At 63.5% G+C, this 19,267-nt stretch carries 18 protein-coding genes; 5 read left to right on the top strand and 13 right to left on the bottom strand.

Translation table 11 applies throughout. The features are described from left to right. Window positions 1-14: 14 nt before the first annotated feature. The 8 genes from gph to J4E08_RS14845 all read right to left on the bottom strand — a co-directional run bounded on the left by gph (window position 15) and on the right by J4E08_RS14845 (window position 8,280). Window positions 15-668, bottom strand: coding sequence for a phosphoglycolate phosphatase (gene gph, locus J4E08_RS14880; protein WP_349539172.1), 654 nt, complete (start codon window positions 666-668; stop codon window positions 15-17). Next, entirely contained in the window at window positions 665-1,342 is a 678-nt protein-coding gene (gene rpe / locus J4E08_RS14875; protein WP_349539171.1) for a ribulose-phosphate 3-epimerase, read from the bottom strand. Before rpe ends, gph begins: the two co-directional genes overlap by 4 nt. Window positions 1,343-1,372: 30 nt before the next feature. Then, window positions 1,373-2,299: a 2-hydroxyacid dehydrogenase gene (locus J4E08_RS14870; RefSeq protein ID WP_349539170.1), complete on the bottom strand. Its 927-nt coding sequence runs from the start codon at window positions 2,297-2,299 to the stop codon at window positions 1,373-1,375. Between the two features lie 115 nt (window positions 2,300-2,414). After that, a complete protein-coding gene (gene rodA, locus J4E08_RS14865; RefSeq protein ID WP_349539169.1) occupies window positions 2,415-3,554 on the bottom strand; it encodes a rod shape-determining protein RodA in 1,140 nt (379 codons plus the stop codon). Between the two features lie 202 nt (window positions 3,555-3,756). Continuing rightward, window positions 3,757-5,673: a penicillin-binding protein 2 gene (gene mrdA, locus J4E08_RS14860; protein WP_349539168.1), complete on the bottom strand. Its 1,917-nt coding sequence runs from the start codon at window positions 5,671-5,673 to the stop codon at window positions 3,757-3,759. 24 nt (window positions 5,674-5,697) lie between these two features. Further along, window positions 5,698-6,237, bottom strand: coding sequence for a rod shape-determining protein MreD (locus tag J4E08_RS14855; RefSeq protein ID WP_183966101.1), 540 nt, complete (start codon window positions 6,235-6,237; stop codon window positions 5,698-5,700). Then, the gene (mreC, locus tag J4E08_RS14850; protein ID WP_183966103.1) at window positions 6,230-7,150 is read right to left on the bottom strand and encodes a rod shape-determining protein MreC; all 921 of its coding nucleotides are present in this window, start codon (window positions 7,148-7,150) and stop codon (window positions 6,230-6,232) included. The genes J4E08_RS14855 and mreC overlap by 8 nt, the downstream gene beginning before the upstream one ends. Before the next feature lie 83 nt (window positions 7,151-7,233). After that, on the bottom strand, window positions 7,234-8,280 hold the full coding sequence (locus J4E08_RS14845; RefSeq protein ID WP_183966105.1) for a rod shape-determining protein: 1,047 nt from the start codon (window positions 8,278-8,280) through the stop codon (window positions 7,234-7,236). A gap of 420 nt (window positions 8,281-8,700) precedes the next feature. Between J4E08_RS14845 and J4E08_RS14840 the strand changes: the two genes are divergently transcribed. The 4 genes from J4E08_RS14840 (at window position 8,701) to mscL (ending at window position 12,977) form a co-directional block, all read left to right on the top strand. Beyond that, window positions 8,701-11,208 (top strand): GcvT family protein, encoded by a 2,508-nt coding sequence (locus J4E08_RS14840; RefSeq protein WP_349539167.1) that lies wholly within the window; start codon window positions 8,701-8,703, stop codon window positions 11,206-11,208. Beyond that, on the top strand, window positions 11,157-11,906 hold the full coding sequence (locus J4E08_RS14835) for a hypothetical protein (RefSeq protein ID WP_349539166.1): 750 nt from the start codon (window positions 11,157-11,159) through the stop codon (window positions 11,904-11,906). Before J4E08_RS14840 ends, J4E08_RS14835 begins: the two co-directional genes overlap by 52 nt. 72 nt (window positions 11,907-11,978) lie before the next feature. Beyond that, window positions 11,979-12,428: a YtoQ family protein gene (locus J4E08_RS14830; RefSeq protein ID WP_349539165.1), complete on the top strand. Its 450-nt coding sequence runs from the start codon at window positions 11,979-11,981 to the stop codon at window positions 12,426-12,428. 126 nt (window positions 12,429-12,554) lie between these two features. After that, window positions 12,555-12,977: a large conductance mechanosensitive channel protein MscL gene (gene mscL, locus J4E08_RS14825; RefSeq protein WP_349539164.1), complete on the top strand. Its 423-nt coding sequence runs from the start codon at window positions 12,555-12,557 to the stop codon at window positions 12,975-12,977. Window positions 12,978-13,064: 87 nt separating this feature from the next. Here mscL and J4E08_RS14820 read toward each other — a convergent pair whose 3' ends face one another. Beyond that, window positions 13,065-13,523, bottom strand: coding sequence for an Lrp/AsnC family transcriptional regulator (locus tag J4E08_RS14820; protein ID WP_349539163.1), 459 nt, complete (start codon window positions 13,521-13,523; stop codon window positions 13,065-13,067). 165 nt (window positions 13,524-13,688) lie between these two features. On the opposite strand from J4E08_RS14820, the gene ald reads away from it, so the two are divergent. After that, window positions 13,689-14,810, top strand: a complete 1,122-nt coding sequence (gene ald / locus J4E08_RS14815) for an alanine dehydrogenase (RefSeq protein ID WP_349539162.1) — start codon at window positions 13,689-13,691, stop codon at window positions 14,808-14,810. Between the two features lie 92 nt (window positions 14,811-14,902). Here the strand turns inward: ald and ccoS are convergent, their stop codons facing one another. The 4 genes from ccoS to ccoG are packed head-to-tail and all read right to left on the bottom strand — an operon-like array spanning window position 14,903 to window position 19,123. After that, the gene (gene ccoS / locus J4E08_RS14810) at window positions 14,903-15,070 is read right to left on the bottom strand and encodes a cbb3-type cytochrome oxidase assembly protein CcoS (RefSeq protein ID WP_183966119.1); all 168 of its coding nucleotides are present in this window, start codon (window positions 15,068-15,070) and stop codon (window positions 14,903-14,905) included. An 11-nt stretch (window positions 15,071-15,081) separates the two neighbouring features. Then, window positions 15,082-17,262, bottom strand: a complete 2,181-nt coding sequence (locus J4E08_RS14805) for a heavy metal translocating P-type ATPase (protein WP_349539161.1) — start codon at window positions 17,260-17,262, stop codon at window positions 15,082-15,084. A gap of 59 nt (window positions 17,263-17,321) precedes the next feature. Then, window positions 17,322-17,801 carry a FixH family protein gene (locus J4E08_RS14800; RefSeq protein WP_349539160.1) on the bottom strand — a complete coding sequence of 160 codons (480 nt, stop codon included), beginning with the start codon at window positions 17,799-17,801 and terminating at the stop codon, window positions 17,322-17,324. Next, window positions 17,801-19,123: a cytochrome c oxidase accessory protein CcoG gene (gene ccoG / locus J4E08_RS14795; protein WP_502949283.1), complete on the bottom strand. Its 1,323-nt coding sequence runs from the start codon at window positions 19,121-19,123 to the stop codon at window positions 17,801-17,803. The genes J4E08_RS14800 and ccoG overlap by 1 nt, the downstream gene beginning before the upstream one ends. Between the last annotated feature and the right edge of the window lie 144 nt (window positions 19,124-19,267).

Raw genomic sequence — 19,267 nt, 5'->3', positions numbered from 1 at the left:
TGCAGCCGGCTGTTTCAGTGTCCCGAGAGTTCGGAGATCAGGGCAGGCAGATCACGCCACCTGGAAAACTGGCGGATGTGTGGGAGAGCCTCGGGGGGGCTGTTGCGGTAGCCTTCGGTAAAGAGCAGGAAGCGCACATTGGCGGCCTGCGCCGTTTCGCAGTCGGTTTCCGAATCGCCGATATAGAGCGCTTGCGCCGGGTCGGCGCCGTCGAGTGCGGCATGCAGCATCTCTGGCTCCGGCTTGCGCGTGGCGAGGCTGTCGCCGCCGATCACCACGTCGAAATAAGGGGCGAGGCCGGTGCCGTCGAGCGCTGTCCGGGTCGCGGCGAAGGGTTTGTTGGTGCACAGCGTCAGCCGATGTCCGGCGGCCTTCAGCGTGTCGAGCGCCGCAATCACATCCGGATAGAGCTGTGACGGATCGGAGGGCGTGTCCACGTAGTAGCGCATCGTGCGGGTATAGAGATCGTCCTGCAACGCCGGATCTGCGCCCAGATGGGCGAGCACGTTTTCACACAGGACCGGCAGGCCGCGCCCGACGAATCCGGGGGTCTCTGCCACGGTGATTGTCGGCAAGCCCATATCCGAGAGCGCCTGCGCCACCGCGTGATGGATATGCGGCACGCTGTCGAGCAGCGTGCCGTCGAGGTCAAAGGCAATGGTGGTCACGAGAGCGACGCCCGGATCGCCCGCATATTGTCGCCGTAGACCGAGGAGTTGCTGACGGAGCCGCCCTTGAACACGGCCGATCCGGCGACCAGCACGTCGGCACCGGCCTCGACCACCAGCGGCGCGGTCTCGGGCGTGACACCGCCGTCGATCTGGATGTGGATCTCGCGGTCACCGATCCAGTCGCGGATCTGTCGGACTTTGGCGGTCATGTCGATGAACTTTTGCCCGCCAAAGCCGGGGTTTACGGTCATCACCAGCACCATGTCGGCGAGCGGAAGCAGGTCGCGAACGGCCTCTGCCGGGGTGCCGGGATTGAGCGCGATGCCCGCCTGCATCCCTGCGGCCTTGATCGCCTGCAGGGTGCGGTGCGGATGCGGCCCTGCCTCGACATGGGCGGTGAGCATGTCGGCCCCGGCGTCGGCGTAGGCGTCGATATAGGCGTCCACCGGGGAAATCATCAGGTGGACGTCCATGAAGGTTTTCACATGCGGACGGAAAGCTTTGACCGCGGGGGGACCGAAGGTCAGGTTCGGCACGAAATGCCCGTCCATGACATCGACGTGGATCCAATCCGCGCCTTCCTTTTCGATCGCCTGAATCTCGCGACCAAAGTCGGCGAAATCGGCGGAGAGGATGGAGGGGGCGATCTTTACTGTGCGGTCAAAAGGCATTGGGGCGCTCCTGGCTGGGTCGCCTCGCGTTTAGTAGCCCGCGGCGCGATCGACAAGATGGTGCAGGGTCTCACCCCGTTCTGCGCGGGCGATGTTGTCGGCAATGACGCGCGCGGCGCTGTCGGGCCGGGTGGCAGAGGCGATATGCGGCGTGACGGTGACCTTGGGGTGGGCCCAGTAGGGGTGGTCTTTGGGCAGCGGTTCGGTTCGGAAGGTGTCCAGCGTGGCGTGGCCCAGTCGGGGCAGGGCGGCCAGCAGCGCGTCGTCGTCGATCAGCGTGCCGCGTCCGGGGTTCACGATCACCGCGCCGTCGGGCAAGGCCGCGAGGGCGTCGGCATCCAGCGTGTTTTCCGTCGCGGGGGTGTCGGGCAGCAGCAGCACGACGATCTGTGCGCCGAGGAGCGCATGGCGCAAACCGTCGGGACCGGACAGGCATGTGATGACGGGGATGTCCTTTTGCGAGCGGCTCCACCCGGTGACGGAAAAACCGATCCGGGAAAGTTGGCTGGCACAGGCTTGTCCCAGCACCCCGAGACCAAGGATCGTGACGGGGCGGTCCTTGGCCACCGGGGGGGGCGTGTCATCCCATGTCTGATTGGGGTTCACGATGTGCGCATCCATCCCGAGGTGATGGCGCAGCACATGACCGGTGACCCATTCGACCATGCCCTGTGTCAGCCCCTCGGCATCGACCATGCGGGTCAGGGGGGCTGTCAGGGTGGGATTGTTCACCACCTGCTCCACCCCGGCCCAGAGATTCATCACGGCCTTCAGCCGGGTGTAGGGGGTAAAATCCTGCACCGTCGCGTTGGGCGCATATATGATGTAGTCGACCTGGTCTGCGGGCACGTCGGTGGCGAGCGTGTAGTCAAGGCCGGTGGCGTCGAGCGCGGTGGTCAGATGTGTCTCGTATTTGGTCCAGGCGCTTTGGCTGGCGGCGAAGAGGATATTGGTCACGGGGGGCTCCTGTCTGGGGGCGCTGTGAGGCGCTGCCCCGTCAGGCTTTCGGCCGTGTCGCCCCGGGCATGTTCTCCGGCCCAGAGAAGCAGCGGGCCAGGGAAATCGCAAGCGGTTAGCGCGGTCTGTGGACGTGAGCGCTTTGGACCAGTCCGAAGGCCAGCATGAGCACCAGCATTGCGGAGCCGCCGTAGGACACCAGCGGCAGAGGCACACCGACGACGGGGGCAAGGCCCATGACCATGGACATGTTGACGGCGTAGAACAGAAAGAAGGTCAGCCCGATGCCAAGGATCAACAGCGACGAAAAGCGATCCCGGTTTTGCAGTGCCGCGGTGATGCAGAAAAACAGGATCAGGACATACAGCGCGAGCAGGGAAATGCCGCCGACGAAGCCGAACTCCTCTGCAAGTGTGTTGAAGATGAAGTCGGTGTGCTTTTCGGGCAGGAAGTTGAGACGGCTTTGCGTGCCTTGCATGAAGCCGCGCCCGGTCCAGCCGCCAGAGCCCATGGCGATCTTGGCCTGCGTGATGTGGTAGCCCGCGCCAAGCGGATCGGATGAGGGGTCGAGGAACGTGTCGATGCGGCGGAACTGGTAGTCCTTGAGCAGTTGCCAATCGGTGCCGCGCGATTGAAACACCGCGTAGATCCCACCGACGCCCGCACTGATGACCGTGACGAAATAGGCCCAGTGAACGCCGGCCAGAAACATCATCAATCCGCCCGCGATCATCAGCAAAAGGGCCGTGCCAAGGTCAGGCTGCATGAGCGTCAGGGCGGTGGGCGCAAGGATGATGATGATGGGAAGGGCCACCCATAGCGGGCGCGACGTGCGCGACAGCGGCAGCCAGTCATAATATGCGGCCAGAAACACGACCAAGGAAATCTTCATCAGTTCCGAGGGTTGCAGCCGCATGAAGCCAAGGTCGATCCAGCGTTGTGCGCCCATGCCGACGGATCCGAAAAGTTCTACCAGCACCAGCAGAAGAAACGCCAATGCGTAGAAGACCAGCGCCATGTTTCGCCAGAACCAGATCGGCACCATGCCGGCGAGGATCATCACGGCCAATCCCAACACATACCGCTTTGCCTGCGGTTCGGCCCATGGGGTCCACGACCCGCCCGCCACCGAGTAGAGCATGAGAAAGCCGATACAGGCCACGGACGACAGCAAAAGCACGAGGGGCCAGTTCAAAGCCAGGACCTTGCGCCAGCCGGAGGGGACCGTTTTGACGTTGTATTCAAGATACGTCATGTTGCGTTTGCCTTGTCTGTGCGGATGCCTGTGTGTTCAGGGCGCGCAGATGTTCCGATGGAAACCGCTTTCGCGGCTGCGCGCACAGGCCGGATGGATGACGCCATGGCATGATGCATGTGCCGAGCGGCAGACGGCTCCGCCGCCAAGCCATGACAGACGCGTGTCCTCGCGGCAGGTGACACCTCATAAATCTGACGCGTCATGCACGGCTCGCGCTTTGGTCGCGGCGTTGCTGGCGTTCGCGGGCGAGCCGTTCCTGCTGCGCCTTGATCTGGCTGCGGTCCTTTGACGGGTAGGCGTCCAGCGGCGGGTCGCCATTGTACAGTGCCTGAAGCGTCACATCGCGTCCGATGGGGGCTGCGGTCTTGGACCCGCCGACGCCGTGTTCCACCACGACGGACACCGCGATGCGCGGGTTGTCGTAGGGGGCGAAGTTCACGAACAGCGCGTGGTCGCGGTCTTCCCAGGGGTCGGCCTCCGAGGTGATGCGGGACACAACCTGCGCGGTGCCGGTCTTGCCCGCCAGCCGCATACCGTCGGCGATGATTCGCGTGCGGTAGGCCGTGCCGCGCCGGTCGTTGGACACGGCGTACATCCCCCCTTGAACCATCTTCAGATGGTTTGGGTTCAGCCCCAGATCCTCGCCACCCATATGCGGCGTCTCGATGCCGTCGATGGAGCGCACAAGCCGGGGGCTGACCGAGCGCCCGGTGGCGACACGCGCCGTCATCACCGCCAGCTGCACGGGGGAGGCCAGCACAAAGCCTTGGCCGATGGCGGCGTTGACGCTGTCGCCGATGACCCAATTTGCGCCACGCTCGCGCTCTTTCCAGGCCTTGTCTGGCACAAGACCGGAGGTGACGGCGGACATCGGAAGCGGAGGCGCTTCGCCCAGACCCATGCGGCGGGCCATGTCGGCGATGCGCTCGATCCCGACCTTCAGCGCCAGGTCATAGTAATAGACGTCGCAGGAATGCTTCAGCGAACCTTCGAGGTTGATGTGTCCGTGGCCGGACCGTTTCCAGCAGCGGAAGGCGCGGCTGCCGACCTCGTAGCTGCCAGAACAATAGACGGTTTCATCGGGTCCGATCAGACCGGCATCCAGCGCCGCCAGCGCGGTCACCATCTTGAACGTCGAACCGGGCGGGTAGGCGTCCTGTACCGTCTTGGAGGCCAGCGGACGGTGGTCGTTCTGGTTCAGCGCATCAAAAGCGGTGTGGGAAATCCCCCGCACAAACAGGTTCGGATCGTAGGAGGGGGCGGAGGCACAGGCAAGAATGTCGCCTTTGGTCAGGTCGATCACCACGACAGAGGCGCTTTCCTCGCCCAGACGTGCCTGCACGTAATCCTGCAGCTCGGTGTCGATGGTCAACTGGATGTCGGAGCCGGAGGTGCCCTCGCGGCGGCCAAGCTCTCGCATCACGCGACCGACGGCGTTGACCTCCACCTGTTTGGTGCCAGCCTCACCGCGCAGCATTTCCTCGTGTTTTGATTCAACACCGACCTTTCCCACCTGAAAGCGCGGGATTTTCAAAACGGCGGGCGGGTCTTCGTAACGGCTCAGATCGCGTTCAGACACCGGCCCGACGTAGCCCGCAACATGGGCGAAGAGATCGCCATGAGGATAGAGGCGCGACAGGCCGACCTCTGTTGTGATGCCAGGCAGGGCGGGGGCGTTGACTGCGACGCGAGAGATATCTTCCCACGAGACACGTTCTGCGATGGTGACCGGGAAGAAGGGCGGCGTGCGCTCCATCTCCGCAAAGGCGCGGTTGAGGTCGTTTTCGTCCAGTTCGATCAATTGGCTGAGCCGCCCGATGACATCGGCAACGTCGCCTGCGTCCTCACGTTTCATCGTGATGCGGTAGGTCGGTTCATTGTCCGCGACCACCACGCCGTTGCGGTCAAAGATGCGCCCGCGTGCAGGGGGCAGCAGATCGAAACGGATGCGGTTCTCTTCGGCGAGCAGGCGGAATTCGTCCGCCTGATCCACCTGAAGGTGGTGCATGCGAAAGCCCAGCACAGAGGCGAGGCTCATTTGAAGGCCGCCGAGAATCAGCCCGCGGCGCGAAATGCGGCGGGCGCTGTCGGCGGTTTCCTTGGGGCTGCGTCTCATGGTGATGTCCGGCGGTTTAGTGGGTCAAAGGCTGCGTCCGGCGTGATCGTATTCCCCCGGCGCAGAGCGTCTGACGCCAAAGGCGATATAGGACACGGCGGTCACGAGCGGATAAGCCATCACGGTCATACCATATTGAATCACGCTTAGGGACAGCATTCCCTCAGATATCATCAAGATTGCGAGAGTCAGCCGATAGAGCACGGTGATCGTCAGCAAGGCCGTGGCAAAGGCCAGCCATTCCGCGACAAAGGTGTTTTTGCGCAGATCCCGGGCCCGCGATTTCAGAAACTCGGCCGCCAGAAGCACCAGTAGCGACCAAAGTCCAGGAGGACGCTGCAACAGCAGATCACACAGCAACATCACGCCGGCGATGGACAGGGCGGGGACGTAGTCGGGACGTCTGAGCGCCCAGGCCAGCGTCAGTGCGGTCAGAATATCCGGCCCGGCCAGGCCCGCAGGCAACATGCGCAGGGGCAGCAGGTGCACGAAGATGATCAGCAGCGCCAGCGCCGGATACAGCGCGCGCAAGGTCCAGAGGCGGGCGGGACTGTTCTCAGCCATCGGAGGCGGGTGCTTCGACGGGGGCTGGCTCGGGCGGGGCGGAATCCGGCAGGTCCTCGGGCAGAATCAGCCCGGACGGGTTGGAGACGCGACGCGCACCATGGTCCCGCAGGACGCGCAGGAATTCGAGCCGCTCATAGTCGGCAGCAAGGCGCACGCGCAGGCGGCCTCCGGGGTCTTCTGCGACCTGGCCGATCAGCAGACCGGGGGGGAAGACCTCTCCGTCGCCGGTGGTGACGATGCGGTCACCGGGGCGCACGAGGTCGGGGTTTTCCAGAAAGTCGATGGGGGGCGCCGCGGTGTTGTCGCCCGCGATCAGCGCGCGCTGGCCGGAGGGCTGAATTTCAGCCGGGATGCGGCTGGTGGCGTCGGTGAGCAGAATAACCCGGCTGGTGTTGCGGCCCACGCCCGACACGCGGCCCACAAGGCCGATGCCATCCATGGTCGCCCAGCCATCCACGATGCCATCGCGGGAGCCGACGTTGATCAACGCGGATTGCCGAAAGGGAGAGCCGGAATCAGCCAGAACCACGGCGGTGATGTAGGTCAGTCGCGGATCAAGGCGCACGTTGTTCAGGTCGCGCAGGCGGGCATTTTCCTGCTCCAATTGCAGGGCGGCCTCTTTCCATGCGGTCATCTGGCGCAGCTCGCGGCGCAGCTCGTCGTTTTGCTGGCCCAGCCGCTTGTAGCTTTGCACATCCCGCACCAGCTTGATCGTGCCGGTGACCGGGGCCATGGCCCAATCCATGTTGGGCACAACGCGGTCGATGACCTGCGCACGAAACCGTTCCATGCGCGGGCTGTCGATACGCCAGAGCAGGAAGATGCCCAGCAGCACAATGACCAGCACCGCAAGAAGCAAACGCTTCAGCGGTGTGGTGAAATCATCGGAGTTTGAGCGGTCGCTGGCCATGGGGCAGGTTACCGAAACCGGAGGGCATGTCGCAAGGCGGGCGGAAGGGGCGCAGGGTCAAAGATGAGGAACGCCCCCGGTGATCAGCTGTCGTAGTCGATGGCGTGACGCAGGAGCTTTTCGTACTCCAGAGCTTTTCCAGTGCCGAGTGCCACGCAGTTGAGCGACTCGTCCGCGATGGACACGGCAAGGCCGGTCTGTTCGCGCAGGGCAAGGTCGAGATCGCCGAGCAACGCGCCGCCTCCGGTAAGCATGACGCCACGGTCGACAATGTCGGCGGCGAGGTCAGGCGGGGTCGCTTCGAGCGCCTGCATGACCGCGTCGCAGATCGACTGAACCGGCTCTGCGAGGGCTTCGGCGATTTGCGCCTGGCTGATTTCGGTTTCCTTGGGCACGCCGTTGAGCAGGTCGCGACCGCGGATCTGCATCGAGGAGCCGCGCCCGTCGTCGGGCATACGTGCCGTGCCGATGGAGGTCTTGATCCGCTCGGCCGTGGATTCGCCCACCAGCAGGTTCTGCTGACGGCGCAGGTAGTTGATGATCGCCTCGTCCATGCGGTCGCCACCGACACGCACGGAACGCGCATAAACGATGTCGCCGAGCGACAGAACGGCCACTTCGGTCGTGCCGCCACCTATATCGACCACCATGTTGCCCGTGGGATCGGTGATGGGCATGCCCGCACCGATGGCGGCCGCGATGGGTTCCGCGATCAACCCTGCCTTGCGCGCACCCGCGCTGAGGACAGACTGGCGGATGGCGCGCTTTTCAACGGGGGTCGCGCCGTGCGGCACGCAAACGATGATCTTCGGCTTCGAGAAGGTGGAGCGGCGATGCACCTTGCGGATGAATTCCTTGATCATCGCCTCGGCGGTGTCGAAATCGGCAATGACACCTTCGCGCATCGGGCGGATCGCCTCGATGGAGCCGGGCGTGCGGCCCAGCATTAGCTTGGCGTCCTCGCCCACGGCGAGCACCTTTTTCTGACCGTCCTTGATATGATATGCGACGACGGAGGGCTCCGACAGGACGACGCCCTTTCCCTTGACGTAGACCAGCGTGTTCGCGGTCCCGAGGTCGATGGCCATGTCCGAAGAGAACATGCCCAGGAGTCCATCCATGCCAAACATTGTCTACTGCCTCATTGCGCCGAGTGCGCCGGTAAGCGGATCTTCCGGTCGCCTATTGCCTGAAGGGCCGCCACCCCGTTTGGGGTGCAACCGCTGCCCTTATAGGCGTGGGCCACGGCAGGCGAAAGGGGCGGTTCCGGCTAAATCAGCGGGGAATTGCCGCATAATGCGCGTACTGGCTGCGGGGCTACCGTTTACAGCACCATCGCCAGTCGTTTCACGGGCTGGGTGCGATCCGGGATCGTTGCCGACTTTTTGTAATGCTGCATTTCGCGGCACCGGCCCGCGGTGGGCTGTTCTCCGCCGTCGTCCTTCTGTCACGCTGTCGGTTTTGAGCATCCAGAAGTCGGGCACGATCTTCGTTCAGACGCCGTTAGGGTCATAACGGGTAAAAGTGAATCGCAGCCGGAGCCTCGCCCGATGAAAACACATGTCAAAGCCCTCGTCGTTGGTGGTGGTGCCGTTGGCACCTCCATCGCGTACCATCTCGCCAAGGCGGGCTGGGACGACGTCATGCTCCTGGAGCGTGACGAGCTGACGTCCGGCTCCACCTGGCACGCGGCAGGTCTGCTGCCGTATTTCAACATGTCCTTTGCCACGACCCACATCCACGATTATTCGATCAAGTTCTATAAGACGCTTGAGGAGGAAACCGGGTTGGACGCGGGCTTTTTCATCGTCGGCAACCTGCGCATGGCGCAGACCAAAGAGCGCATGGACGAATACATGGTCTATGCCACCACGGCGGAAACCTGCGGTGTGCCTTACGAATGGATGACCCCCGCGCAGATCAAGGAGCGGTGGCCGCTGGTCAATGTCGAGGGCCTGGAAGGCGCGATCTATCACCCGACCGACGGCTACATTAACCCCGCTGACGTCACCATGGCGATGGCCAAGGGCGCCCGTCAGCGCGGTGTCGTGATCGAGCGCAAGTGGCAGGTCGACGGCTACGAGTGGACTGGCTCCGAGTGGAAGGTCACGCTGACCAAGATGGGGGAAAAGGGCGGCAACCTCGTGCCGACCGAAGAGACCCAGGTCATCACCGCTGAACACGTCGTGACCGCCACCGGCAACCACGCGCAGCGCACGGCGAAGCTGCTGGGCATCAAGATCCCCGCCATCCCGGTGGAGCACCAGTTCATCGTCACCGAGCCAGACCCGGAGCTGGTGAAATACCGCGAAGCCGGCAACGAGCAGCATCCTGTTCTGCGGGATGCGGATGCCAAGTGGTACGTGCGCGAAGAGCGCGGCGGCTGGATCCTTGGCCCCTATGAGCTGAACGCGCCTGCTTGCTTCCAATATGGTGTGCCGGACAGCTTCCGTGCCGACCTCTTCCCGCTCGACCTGGAGCGGATCGAGGAGGAATACATGTCGATGATCGAGCGTATCCCCTCGACCGAGACTGTCGGCCTGAAGGACGATTTCAACGGCCCGATCTGCTACACGCCGGATGGCAACCCGCTGATCGGCCCCGCGCCGGGTCTGCGCAACATGTGGCTGGCAGAGGGCTTTTCCTTTGGCATCACCGCCGCCGGTGGCGCGGGCTACTACCTTGCGCAGATGATGGTCGAGGGTGAGGCCGACATCGACATGGCATCGCTCGACCCCAAGCGCTTTGGCGACTGGCAGACCATCGACTGGGCCGTGGAGAAGAACGAAGAATCCTACGAGCACGTCTACATCCTGCACCACCCGGATGAGGAACGCCCGGCGGCCCGCCCGCTGCGCACGGCACCGGCCTATGAGCGTCAGAAGGCGCTTGGGGCGCAGTTCGGCTGTGTCAACGGCTGGGAGCGTCCGAACTATTACGGTCCGCTCGACGCGCCGGAGAGCTTTGACCACGACGCGCGGTCCTTCCGTCGCGGCGGCTGGTGGAAATACGCCATGGAAGAGGCCAAGGCGATCCGTGAAGGCGTGGGCCTGATCGACGCCACAGCCTTTGCCAAGCATACCGTGCGCGGCAACGGGGCGACCGAGTTCCTCGACCAGTTCACCTGCAACAAGCTGCCGAAAATCGGCCGTATCAACCTGACTTACGCGCTGACGTCCGCAGGGACCACTCGGACCGAATACACGATCGTTCGAAATGGCGAGAACGATTACTACCTGGTGTCTGCGGGCGCTTGGCAGGCCTATGACCACGATTACTTGGTGAAGGCGGCCGAGGACTTCATGGAGCAGACCGGCAAGCTGGTCATCATCCAGGACGTGACGACGCAGTGGGGTGTCTTTGCCATCGCCGGGCCGAAAACCCGTGATGTGCTCAACGAGGTCATCCGCGACGCCGATCCGGCGACCGCGCTGTCCAACAAGCGCTTCCCCTGGCTGTCGGCGCGCCAGATCGAACTGGGCATGTGCCCGGTCAACGCGATCCGCGTGGCCTACACCGGTGAGCTCGGCTGGGAGTTGCACCACCCGATCGAAATGCAGGCTTACCTGTGGGATCTGCTGATGAAAGCGGGCGAAAAGCACGGTCTGAAGCCGGTCGGCGCGCGTGCTCAGAATTGGTTGCGTCAGGAGAAAAGCTACCGAGCGTTTGGCAACGAGTTGGGTCGTGATGCGACACCGGCGGAGGCCGACCTGCCGCGTTTCATCGACAACTCGAAAGAGTTCTACGGCAAGGCCGAGATGGAAGCCAAAGGCGTGCGATCCAAGTGCTGCACCCTGCTGATCGATGGACCGGAGGATGCTGACCCGTGGGGCCGCGAAGTGCTGTACACGCCAGAGGGCGAGCGCGTCGGGCGTCTGACGTCGGGCGGCTATTCGGTGGCGTTCGAGCAAAGCATCGGCATGGGCTACATCAAGCCCGAGCTTGCGGTCGAAGGGACGAAGCTTAAGGTCAAGATGTTTGACAAGCTTTGGGATGCAACGGTCACATGCGACAGCCCCTACGATCCGAAGAACGAAACCATCCGCAAGGACGGCTGAAGGGCGGCGTGCCAACGCGCCTGATCCTCAGTCTTGTGCTGGCCGTCGCCCTTGTGGCGGCGGCCTTCGCGTCTGTTAACCCGGCCACGCGTGCGGCGCAGGGCTATGCCCGCCAGATCGCCGCCACAAGCGCGGGCACCTACCTGACGCTGCGCACGCTGAATGCGTTTCTGTCCACCGCCCAGGAGGTGGAGGTCGGCGGCAGCCTTGTGGTCCAGGGCACGGCGCAACCTTTGAAATGGCTGGAACCTGTCGATGACACCGTGGAGCGTGTGGCGCAGGTGGTGTTCGTGGTGATGGTCGCGACCGGGGTCCTGTCGGTGGCGCTGGTGCCGGTGACCGGGCTTGGCTGGGCGATGCTGGCGGGGGCGGCGGCTGTGGCCCTGTTCGCCAGAAGGCACGCGGTCGCCGGGCGCATCGCCAGAGCGCTGGGACTGTACGGCGTGTTCTTTGGCGCGATGCTGCCAATTGCACTGATACTGTCGTCGGCGCTGGCCGATCGGATGGCCGCGCTGCAACGGGCGGGCAGCGACCTGGACCGCTATCGCACGATGGCCGTGGCGATTTATGAGCGGTCGGACGAGTTGGTCAGCAGTTTGTTGGCGCTGGTCTCTGTCTTTGTGTTCAAGCTGTTTGTTTTGCCTGCGCTGTTGCTGGGGGCAGGGTGGGCCGTTTTGCGCGCCTGTCTCCGGCCGTGAGGACTGGATGAACCGATTGGATGCCATTGCAGGACGGGCTAATGTCCGGGCGATAGCGAAGGAGATGATGAAATGACGTTGAAGGTTTATCTGTCGGGTGAGATTCACACCGATTGGCGCGACCAGATCATGAACGGCGCGGCAAGCCTTGGCATCGAGTTTGACGCGCCCGTGACCGACCATGCGGCCAGCGACGATTGCGGAGTCGCGATCCTTGGGGCCGAGGACGACAAGTTCTGGCATGACCGCAAGGGCGCGCAGATGAACGCCATTCGCACCCGGCGCGGGATCGAGACGGCGGACGTGGTCGTGGTGCGCTTTGGCGACAAGTACAAACAGTGGAACGCGGCTTTCGATGCCGGCATGGCGGCGGCGCTGGGCAAGTCCTTGATCATCTTGCAGCCCGAAGAGCACGACCATGCGCTGAAAGAGGTGGATGCCGCGGCGCTCGCCGTGGCCCGCACGCCAGAGCAAGTGGTGCAGATCCTGACCTATGTGATCAACGGCACGCTGCCCGCCTGAGCGTTGCCCGTCAACAAAGAGGTGTCGCAAAAGCCGGTTTTCATCTGGGGGCCGGCCTTTGATCACGCTAAAAGCGTGACGTAATCCGGCGCGAAGACGTCGGCCGGGACATGTGGGGACTGATACATGATTAACGAATTCAAGGATTTCATCGCCAAGGGCAATGTCATGGACATGGCCGTGGGGATCATCGTGGGCGCGGCCTTTACGGGGATCGTGCAGTCTTTGGTGGGGGATATCATCAACCCGATCATTGCGCTGTTCACCGGTGGGATTGATTTCTCGGGCTGGTTCTATGCGCTCGACGGCGAGACCTATGCCTCGCTGGAGACGGCGATGGAGTCCGGGGCGCCGGTCTTTGCGGTGGGCAAGTTTGCAATGGCGGTGATCAACTTCTTCATCATCGCCTTTGTGGTGTTCATGTTGGTGAAGATGGTGAACCGGATCAAGGCGGCGGCTGAGAAGCCGGACGAGGTTGCCCCAGAGGTACACAGCGGCCCATCGCAACTGGACGTGCTGCTGGAGATCCGAGACGCTTTGAAAAAGTGACGGCCTCGGGACGCATTCCTGAACACCAGTGATGCGCCGTTACGGAAAGGTCGGGGAGAGGTCCCCGGCCTTTTTGTTGCGTCTGCGTCAGACTGGCAGGGCCGTGGTCTTGAACACCGTGCGCAGCGCAAAGGATGATTGCATCTGGGCGACGCCGGGCAGGCGCGTCAGGTATTGGCGATGGATGCGCGCGAAATCCTCCGTGTCCTGGGCGATCACCTTCAGGATATAGTCGGCGGTGCCCGCCATCAGGTGGCATTCAAGAACGGCGGGAACGCGCTGCACGGCGGTTTCAAAGGCATCAAGAACGTCGTCCGCCTGCGTCGAGAGCGTGATCTCTACAAAGACCGTGGTCGGCAGGCCCATCTTGCGCGCATCGACGAGGGCCACATAGTCGCGAATGTAGCCGTCGATTTCGAGCCGCTGCACCCGGCGATGACAGGCGGAGGCGGACAGATTGACATGCTCCGACAGCTCGGCGTTGGACATGCGCCCTTTGCGCTGAAGCACCTTGAGGATGCGCCGATCTGTCTCGTCTAGCGTCATTTGCGAAGAATCCTCCGGCCAAAGCGGTTTCACGTCGAAGGATCGTGCGCCCTGTGGCGCGGTATTGACCGTGTTTCGAAGCTATTTGCAAGGGGGCTGTGTCACGCTTAGCCGCAATACAACCAAGGCCACAAGGCCATCATTTCGCACCAACAGGAGCTTACCATGCTGATCGGATGCCCGACAGAGATCAAACCGCAGGAATTTCGCGTAGGCGTCACACCCGCTGCCGCACGAGAGGCCGTGACCCATGGTCATGACGTTCTGATCCAGTCTGGTGCAGGTGTCGGGGCGGGTTTCTCTGACGAGGATTACAGCGCCGTCGGTGCCCGGATTGCCACGACGGCGGCGGAGGTTTTTGCCGAGGCGGAAATGATCGTGAAGGTAAAGGAACCGCAGGCAGCGGAGCGCGCCATGCTGCGCAAGGGCCAGCTGTTGTTCACCTATCTGCATCTGGCCCCCGATCCCGACCAGACGCGCGATCTGCTGGCATCCGGCGCAACATGCATTGCCTACGAGACCGTGACCGATGCCCGTGGCGGCTTGCCGCTGCTGGCGCCCATGTCCGAAGTCGCAGGTCGTTTGGCGCCGCAGATGGGCGCGTGGTCGCTGCAAAAGGCCAACGGTGGGCGCGGTGTGCTGATGGGGGGCGTGCCGGGCGTCACACCGGCGAAGGTCGCGGTGATCGGTGGCGGCGTGGTGGGCACCTTTGCCGCACGAGTGGCCGCTGGCATGGGCGCGGATGTCACGGTGCTGGACCGCTCCTTGCCGCGGATGCGCTACCTTGACGATACGTTCGGGAACGTCTTCCGCACGCGCTACGCCTCTGGCGAGAATACCGCCGAGATGGTGGCCGAGGCCGACATGGTGATCGGTGCGGTTCTGGTGCCCGGTGCCGCCGCGCCCAAGCTGGTGTCGCGCGCGCAATTGGCGACGATGAAGCCCGGCGCGGTGATCGTCGATGTGGCCATTGACCAAGGCGGTTGTTTCGAGACCTCCAAGGCCACGACGCACCAGGACCCGATCTACGAGGTGGATGGTGTGGTGCATTACTGCGTGGCGAACATGCCGGGCGCCGTTGCGCGCACGTCGACCATCGCGTTGGGCAATGCGACGATGCCCTACATGCTGGCTTTGGCGGACAAGGGGTGGCGCACGGCCTGCAAGGCGGACCCGCATCTGGCAGCAGGTTTGAACGTGCACGCAGGCCAGTTGACCAATGCGCCGGTCGGCGAGGCGCTGGGCATCGAAGCCATCACGCCGGAGATGGCGCTGAGCCAGGCTTGATTGATTGTGGGGCGCTTGCTGCGCCTCGTGACCTTCGGGGGGCTTCGCAAGTGATGAAGCAAGGGCGCGCCGGTGGGTGCGCCTTTTTGCTGTCAGGCGTCAGGAGGTTTCGGTTTGTCGTCGTATTCGCCGGACAGGATGCGCCGCGCATCGCCTTCGGGGTCGTCGTACTGGTTCGACCGGATCGTAAAGATAAAGAACAGCAGGCCCATGCCGCCGAGGATCAGTGAGATCGGGATGAGGTAGGTGAGGATGTTCATGCGGGCTCCTTTCAGCGCAGACGCAGCGCGTTGAGCGAGACGGTAATCGAACTGGACGACATGGCCAGTGCGGCGATGAGGGGGGAGCACAGACCGGCCACTGCCAGCGGCACGGCGATGATGTTGTACCATGTGGCAATGGTGAAGTTTTCGCGGATGCGTTTCGTGGCTTTGGCCGCCGTGGTCAACGCATCAGGGATCGGGGCGAGGCTTTGGCCCAGCAGGACGATATCAGACGCGACGCGCGCGGCGTCCAGCGCCGAGGCGGGGGAAATCGAGGCATGGGCCGCGGTCAGTGCTGCGGTGTCGTTGAGCCCGTCGCCGATCATCAGCACCTTGGCGCCTGTGTCGGTCAAGGCCTGAATGCGTTGGGCTTTGTCCTGTGGGAGGGCTTCGGCCACCCATTGCGTGATGTTCAGCCGTTTCGCGAGGGTCTCGACCGGGCTGGTGGTGTCGCCCGACATGAGGATCACGGACTTGCCTTGGGCTTGCAAGGCCGCGACGGCCTCTGCCGCGCCGTCGCGCAGGCGGTCGTTAAAGAGGAATGGCTGTGGCTTGGCGCTGCCGATCTGGAGCCACGCGGCGGTTTGGTCGGTCGCTGTGCCGCCGACCCAGAAGGCGCGGCCAAGGCGCATGGTCTGACCGCGCCATTGGCCTTCCGTGCCGAAACCGGGGACTTCGCGCAGGTCGGTGACCTCGGCCGGGGCGATATCCTGCGTGGCTTGCACGATGGCGCGAGAGAGCGGGTGGTTGGAGCCTTGGGACAGGGCCTGTGCGATCGCGAGATCGGCACTGGTAAAGTCGTCACGGTTGGTCAGCTCGGGCGTGCCTGATGTCAGCGTGCCGGTCTTGTCGAAGACGACGGTGTCGACCTCGGCCAGTCGTTCCAGCGCGGTAGCGTCCTTGATGAGCAGGCCTTTGCGGAAAAGGCGGCCAGACGCAGCTGTGGTGACCGCCGGAACCGCCAAACCCAGAGCGCAGGGACAGGTGATGATGAGAACGGCGGCGGCGATGTTGAGCGCGACGCGCAGGTCGCCGCTGTAGGCAAGCCAGCCAAGAAAGGCGAGGGCAGACAGGATGTGAACGCCCGGCGCGTAAAGCTTGGCCGCGCGGTCGGCCAGAGAGGTGTAGCGGGACCGGCCGGATTCCGCGATGGCCACCAGATCGGCCATGCGGTGCAGGGAGGTGTCGCGGCCCACGGCAGTGGCGCGCACGGTGAGCGGGCCGGTCAAATTGACCTCTCCCGCGCTGACGTTTCGTCCCGGTTGGGCGAGCACGGGCAGCGTTTCCCCAGTCAGCAGCGCCCGATCAAGTTCGCTGGTGCCCTCGGTGATTTCGCCGTCCACGGGCATCCGACCACCTGGGCGGACGAGGATCAGGTCGCCGCGTTTCAGGTCGGCAACGGCGACGGTTTCCTCGCCCGTGTCGGTCAGGCGGGTGGCGCGGGGCACTTCGAGCGCGGCCAGCTCTTCGGCGGCGGAGCGCGCAACGGAGCGGGTGCGGTGGTCCAGATACCGCCCGGTGAGCAGGAAAAACGTCAACGTGATGGCGGCGTCGAAGTAGGCGTGTTCGCCCGACAGCGAGGTTTCGTACAGCGAGGTGACAATGGCCAGCGCGATGGCGAGGCTGATCGGCACGTCCATGTTGAGGTGCCCGGCCTTCAGCGCGGTCCAGGCGTTGCGAAAAAACGGCTGGCCAGAGAAGGCGATCGCAGGCAGCACGATGGCGGCGGAGATCCAGTGAAACATATCGCGCGTTTCGCCCGCTGCGCCGGACCAGACAGCGATGGACAGCAACATGACATTCATTGCGGCAAAACCGGCCACGGCAAGACGCATCAGCAGGTCGCGCCCGGCGCGGTCCGTCGCCGTCGCAGCCAGCGCGGTGGTGTCGAGTTCATGCGCCTCAAAGCCTGCGGCTTCGACCACCGGGACGAGGTCCGCGGCGGTCAGTTCGGGGGTGGCCTCGATATTGACGCGTTTCAGCGTCAGATTCACCCGGGCAGAGCGGACGCGTGCATCGGCCTTCAGCGCGCGTTCCACGGAGGACATGCAAGCGGCGCAGTGAATCGTCGGCAGCGAAAGGATGATGTGCGTCTCTGTCGGGGCCTGATATTCGGCAAGCTTTTCGGCCGCGGGCGCGGCGGCGCAGGCGGGGCAGGCAGAGGCGGTGGGGCGCATCATGGCGGTCATAGGTGTCGTCCGCGAAAGTGTGGGTTGGCCGGGGAATATCCCCGGCCCGTGGGGGCCTCTCAGCGGCCCATTGTCATCTCGAGGCGCTGTTCAAAGACGGTGCCATTTTCGGCCTGCGCCTTGATCCACAGATCCCAGTTGCCCGGTGCAAGGTCCGCATCGGCCACATAGGCGGTGCCGTCCCAATCGAAGGCGGGGCTTATGTCGTCCACCACGTTGGTCGGGCGGCCCAGGGTGGTCTCCAGGCTGGTCACACGGACGGGATAGCCCTTGGCATCGTTGATGGTGAGAACAACGCGACCGTCTTGCAGACGCGCGGCGACCTCCCACCCCAGGGCCAGTTGCGCGTCGCGGCGTGTGTCAAAGGTCTGGGAGGCGAGATAGGAATTGTCGCTCTCCAGCCCCGGAAAGGTGCGCACGGCGTTCACGGCCAAGGCGATGTTCACGCTGATGATGATGCCAAAGGCACCGACGAAGCCCGCCAGGACATGCCAGCCCTTGATACGAAATCCGGTGTCTTTCGGGTCAGTGGTCATCATCAATTTGTCCGTCCGTTGAAAATGGTGTCGGTGTGCGCCCGGTCGCCGTTGGTCAGATCTTCGACCCAGAAGCGGAATTCCGTGCGCTCGGCCTCTGCCGCGTCGGAGCCGCTGGGCGCCAGCACATAGACCCGTGTAAGATAAGTTTCGTTCGCCGGAACGTCCACTGTCTCGTAAGGTGTCCCCTCGACCTGAACACGCAACGCGCTGTCGCCGGTCAGGGTGATGCGGAATGGGCGATCCTCGCCATGCTTGTTCAACAGGCGCACGTCGTAGGTGTTGCGGATCGTGCCGTCTGACAGCGTGACAAAGGTCGGATTGCGCACCGGGGCGACCGTCATCTCGATCTCTGGCCGAATGAACAGCGCAAAGACAAGGCCGATGCCCACCAGGCTCCAGAGCGTGGTGTACAGGATGGTGCGGGGGCGGAAGACGTGTTGCCAGATGGGGCGAGGCGCATGGCCCGCACGCTCACGAGGTTCGTCCGAAAACGCAAGATAGTCGATCAGGCCGCGCGGCTTGCCCAGCTTTTCCATGACGTCGTCGCACGCATCAATGCACAGCGCGCAGGTGATGCATTCCATCTGCTGCCCGTCACGGATGTCGATCCCCACTGGGCAGACGTTCACGCAGGCATTGCAGTCAATGCAATCGCCGAGGCCCTCTCGGGATTTGCCTTTGCCCCGCGGTTCGCCTCGCCATTCGCGGTAGCCCACGGTCAGCGTGTCCTCATCCATCATGGCCGCCTGAATGCGGGGCCACGGGCAGGCATAGATGCAGATCTGTTCACGCGCAAAGCCGCCAAAGAAAAAGGTGGTCAGTGTCAGGAACAGCATCGTCGTGTACGCGACGGGATGCGCGTTGAGCGTCACCAGATCGCGCAGCAGGGTGGGCGCGTCGGCGAAATAGAATACCCATGCGCCCCCGGTGGCGAGGCCGATCAGAAACCAGGTGACCCATTTGGTGAGCCGCAGGCGGACCTTGCGAAAATCCAGTTTCTTTTGGCGATGAAGGCGCAGGCGCGCGTTGCGGTCGCCCTCGATCCAGCGTTCCACCAGAATGTAGAGGTCGGTCCATACGGTCTGCGGGCACGCATAGCCGCACCAGACGCGGCCAAGAGCGGACGTGAAGAGAAACAACCCAAGCCCGGCCATGATCAGCAGGCCTGCGACAAAGTAGAACTCGTGCGGCCAGATCTCGATCCAGAAGAAGAAGAAGCGGCGGTTGGCCAAGTCGATCAGCACCGCCTGGTCCGGCAGTTGCGGACCACGGTCCCAGCGGATCCATGGCGTTAAATAATAGATACCCAAGGTGAAGATCATTATGATCCACTTGAGATTGCGAAAATTCCCCGAAACGCGACGCGGGAATATAGGTTCACGCGAGGCGTAAAGCGAAGGCGCAGGAGAGTTGTTGTCTGACACGGGGGGAATCGCTCCGTAAGGACGTATTTTCAGGCCCGTTCT

Origin of the sequence: Sagittula sp. NFXS13, from assembly GCF_040148795.1 — a bacterium.
Classification (GTDB): Bacteria; Pseudomonadota; Alphaproteobacteria; order Rhodobacterales; family Rhodobacteraceae; genus Sagittula; species Sagittula marina.
Note: the sequence above shows the minus strand (reverse complement) of the source record. Positions and strands in the feature narration are given on the sequence as shown.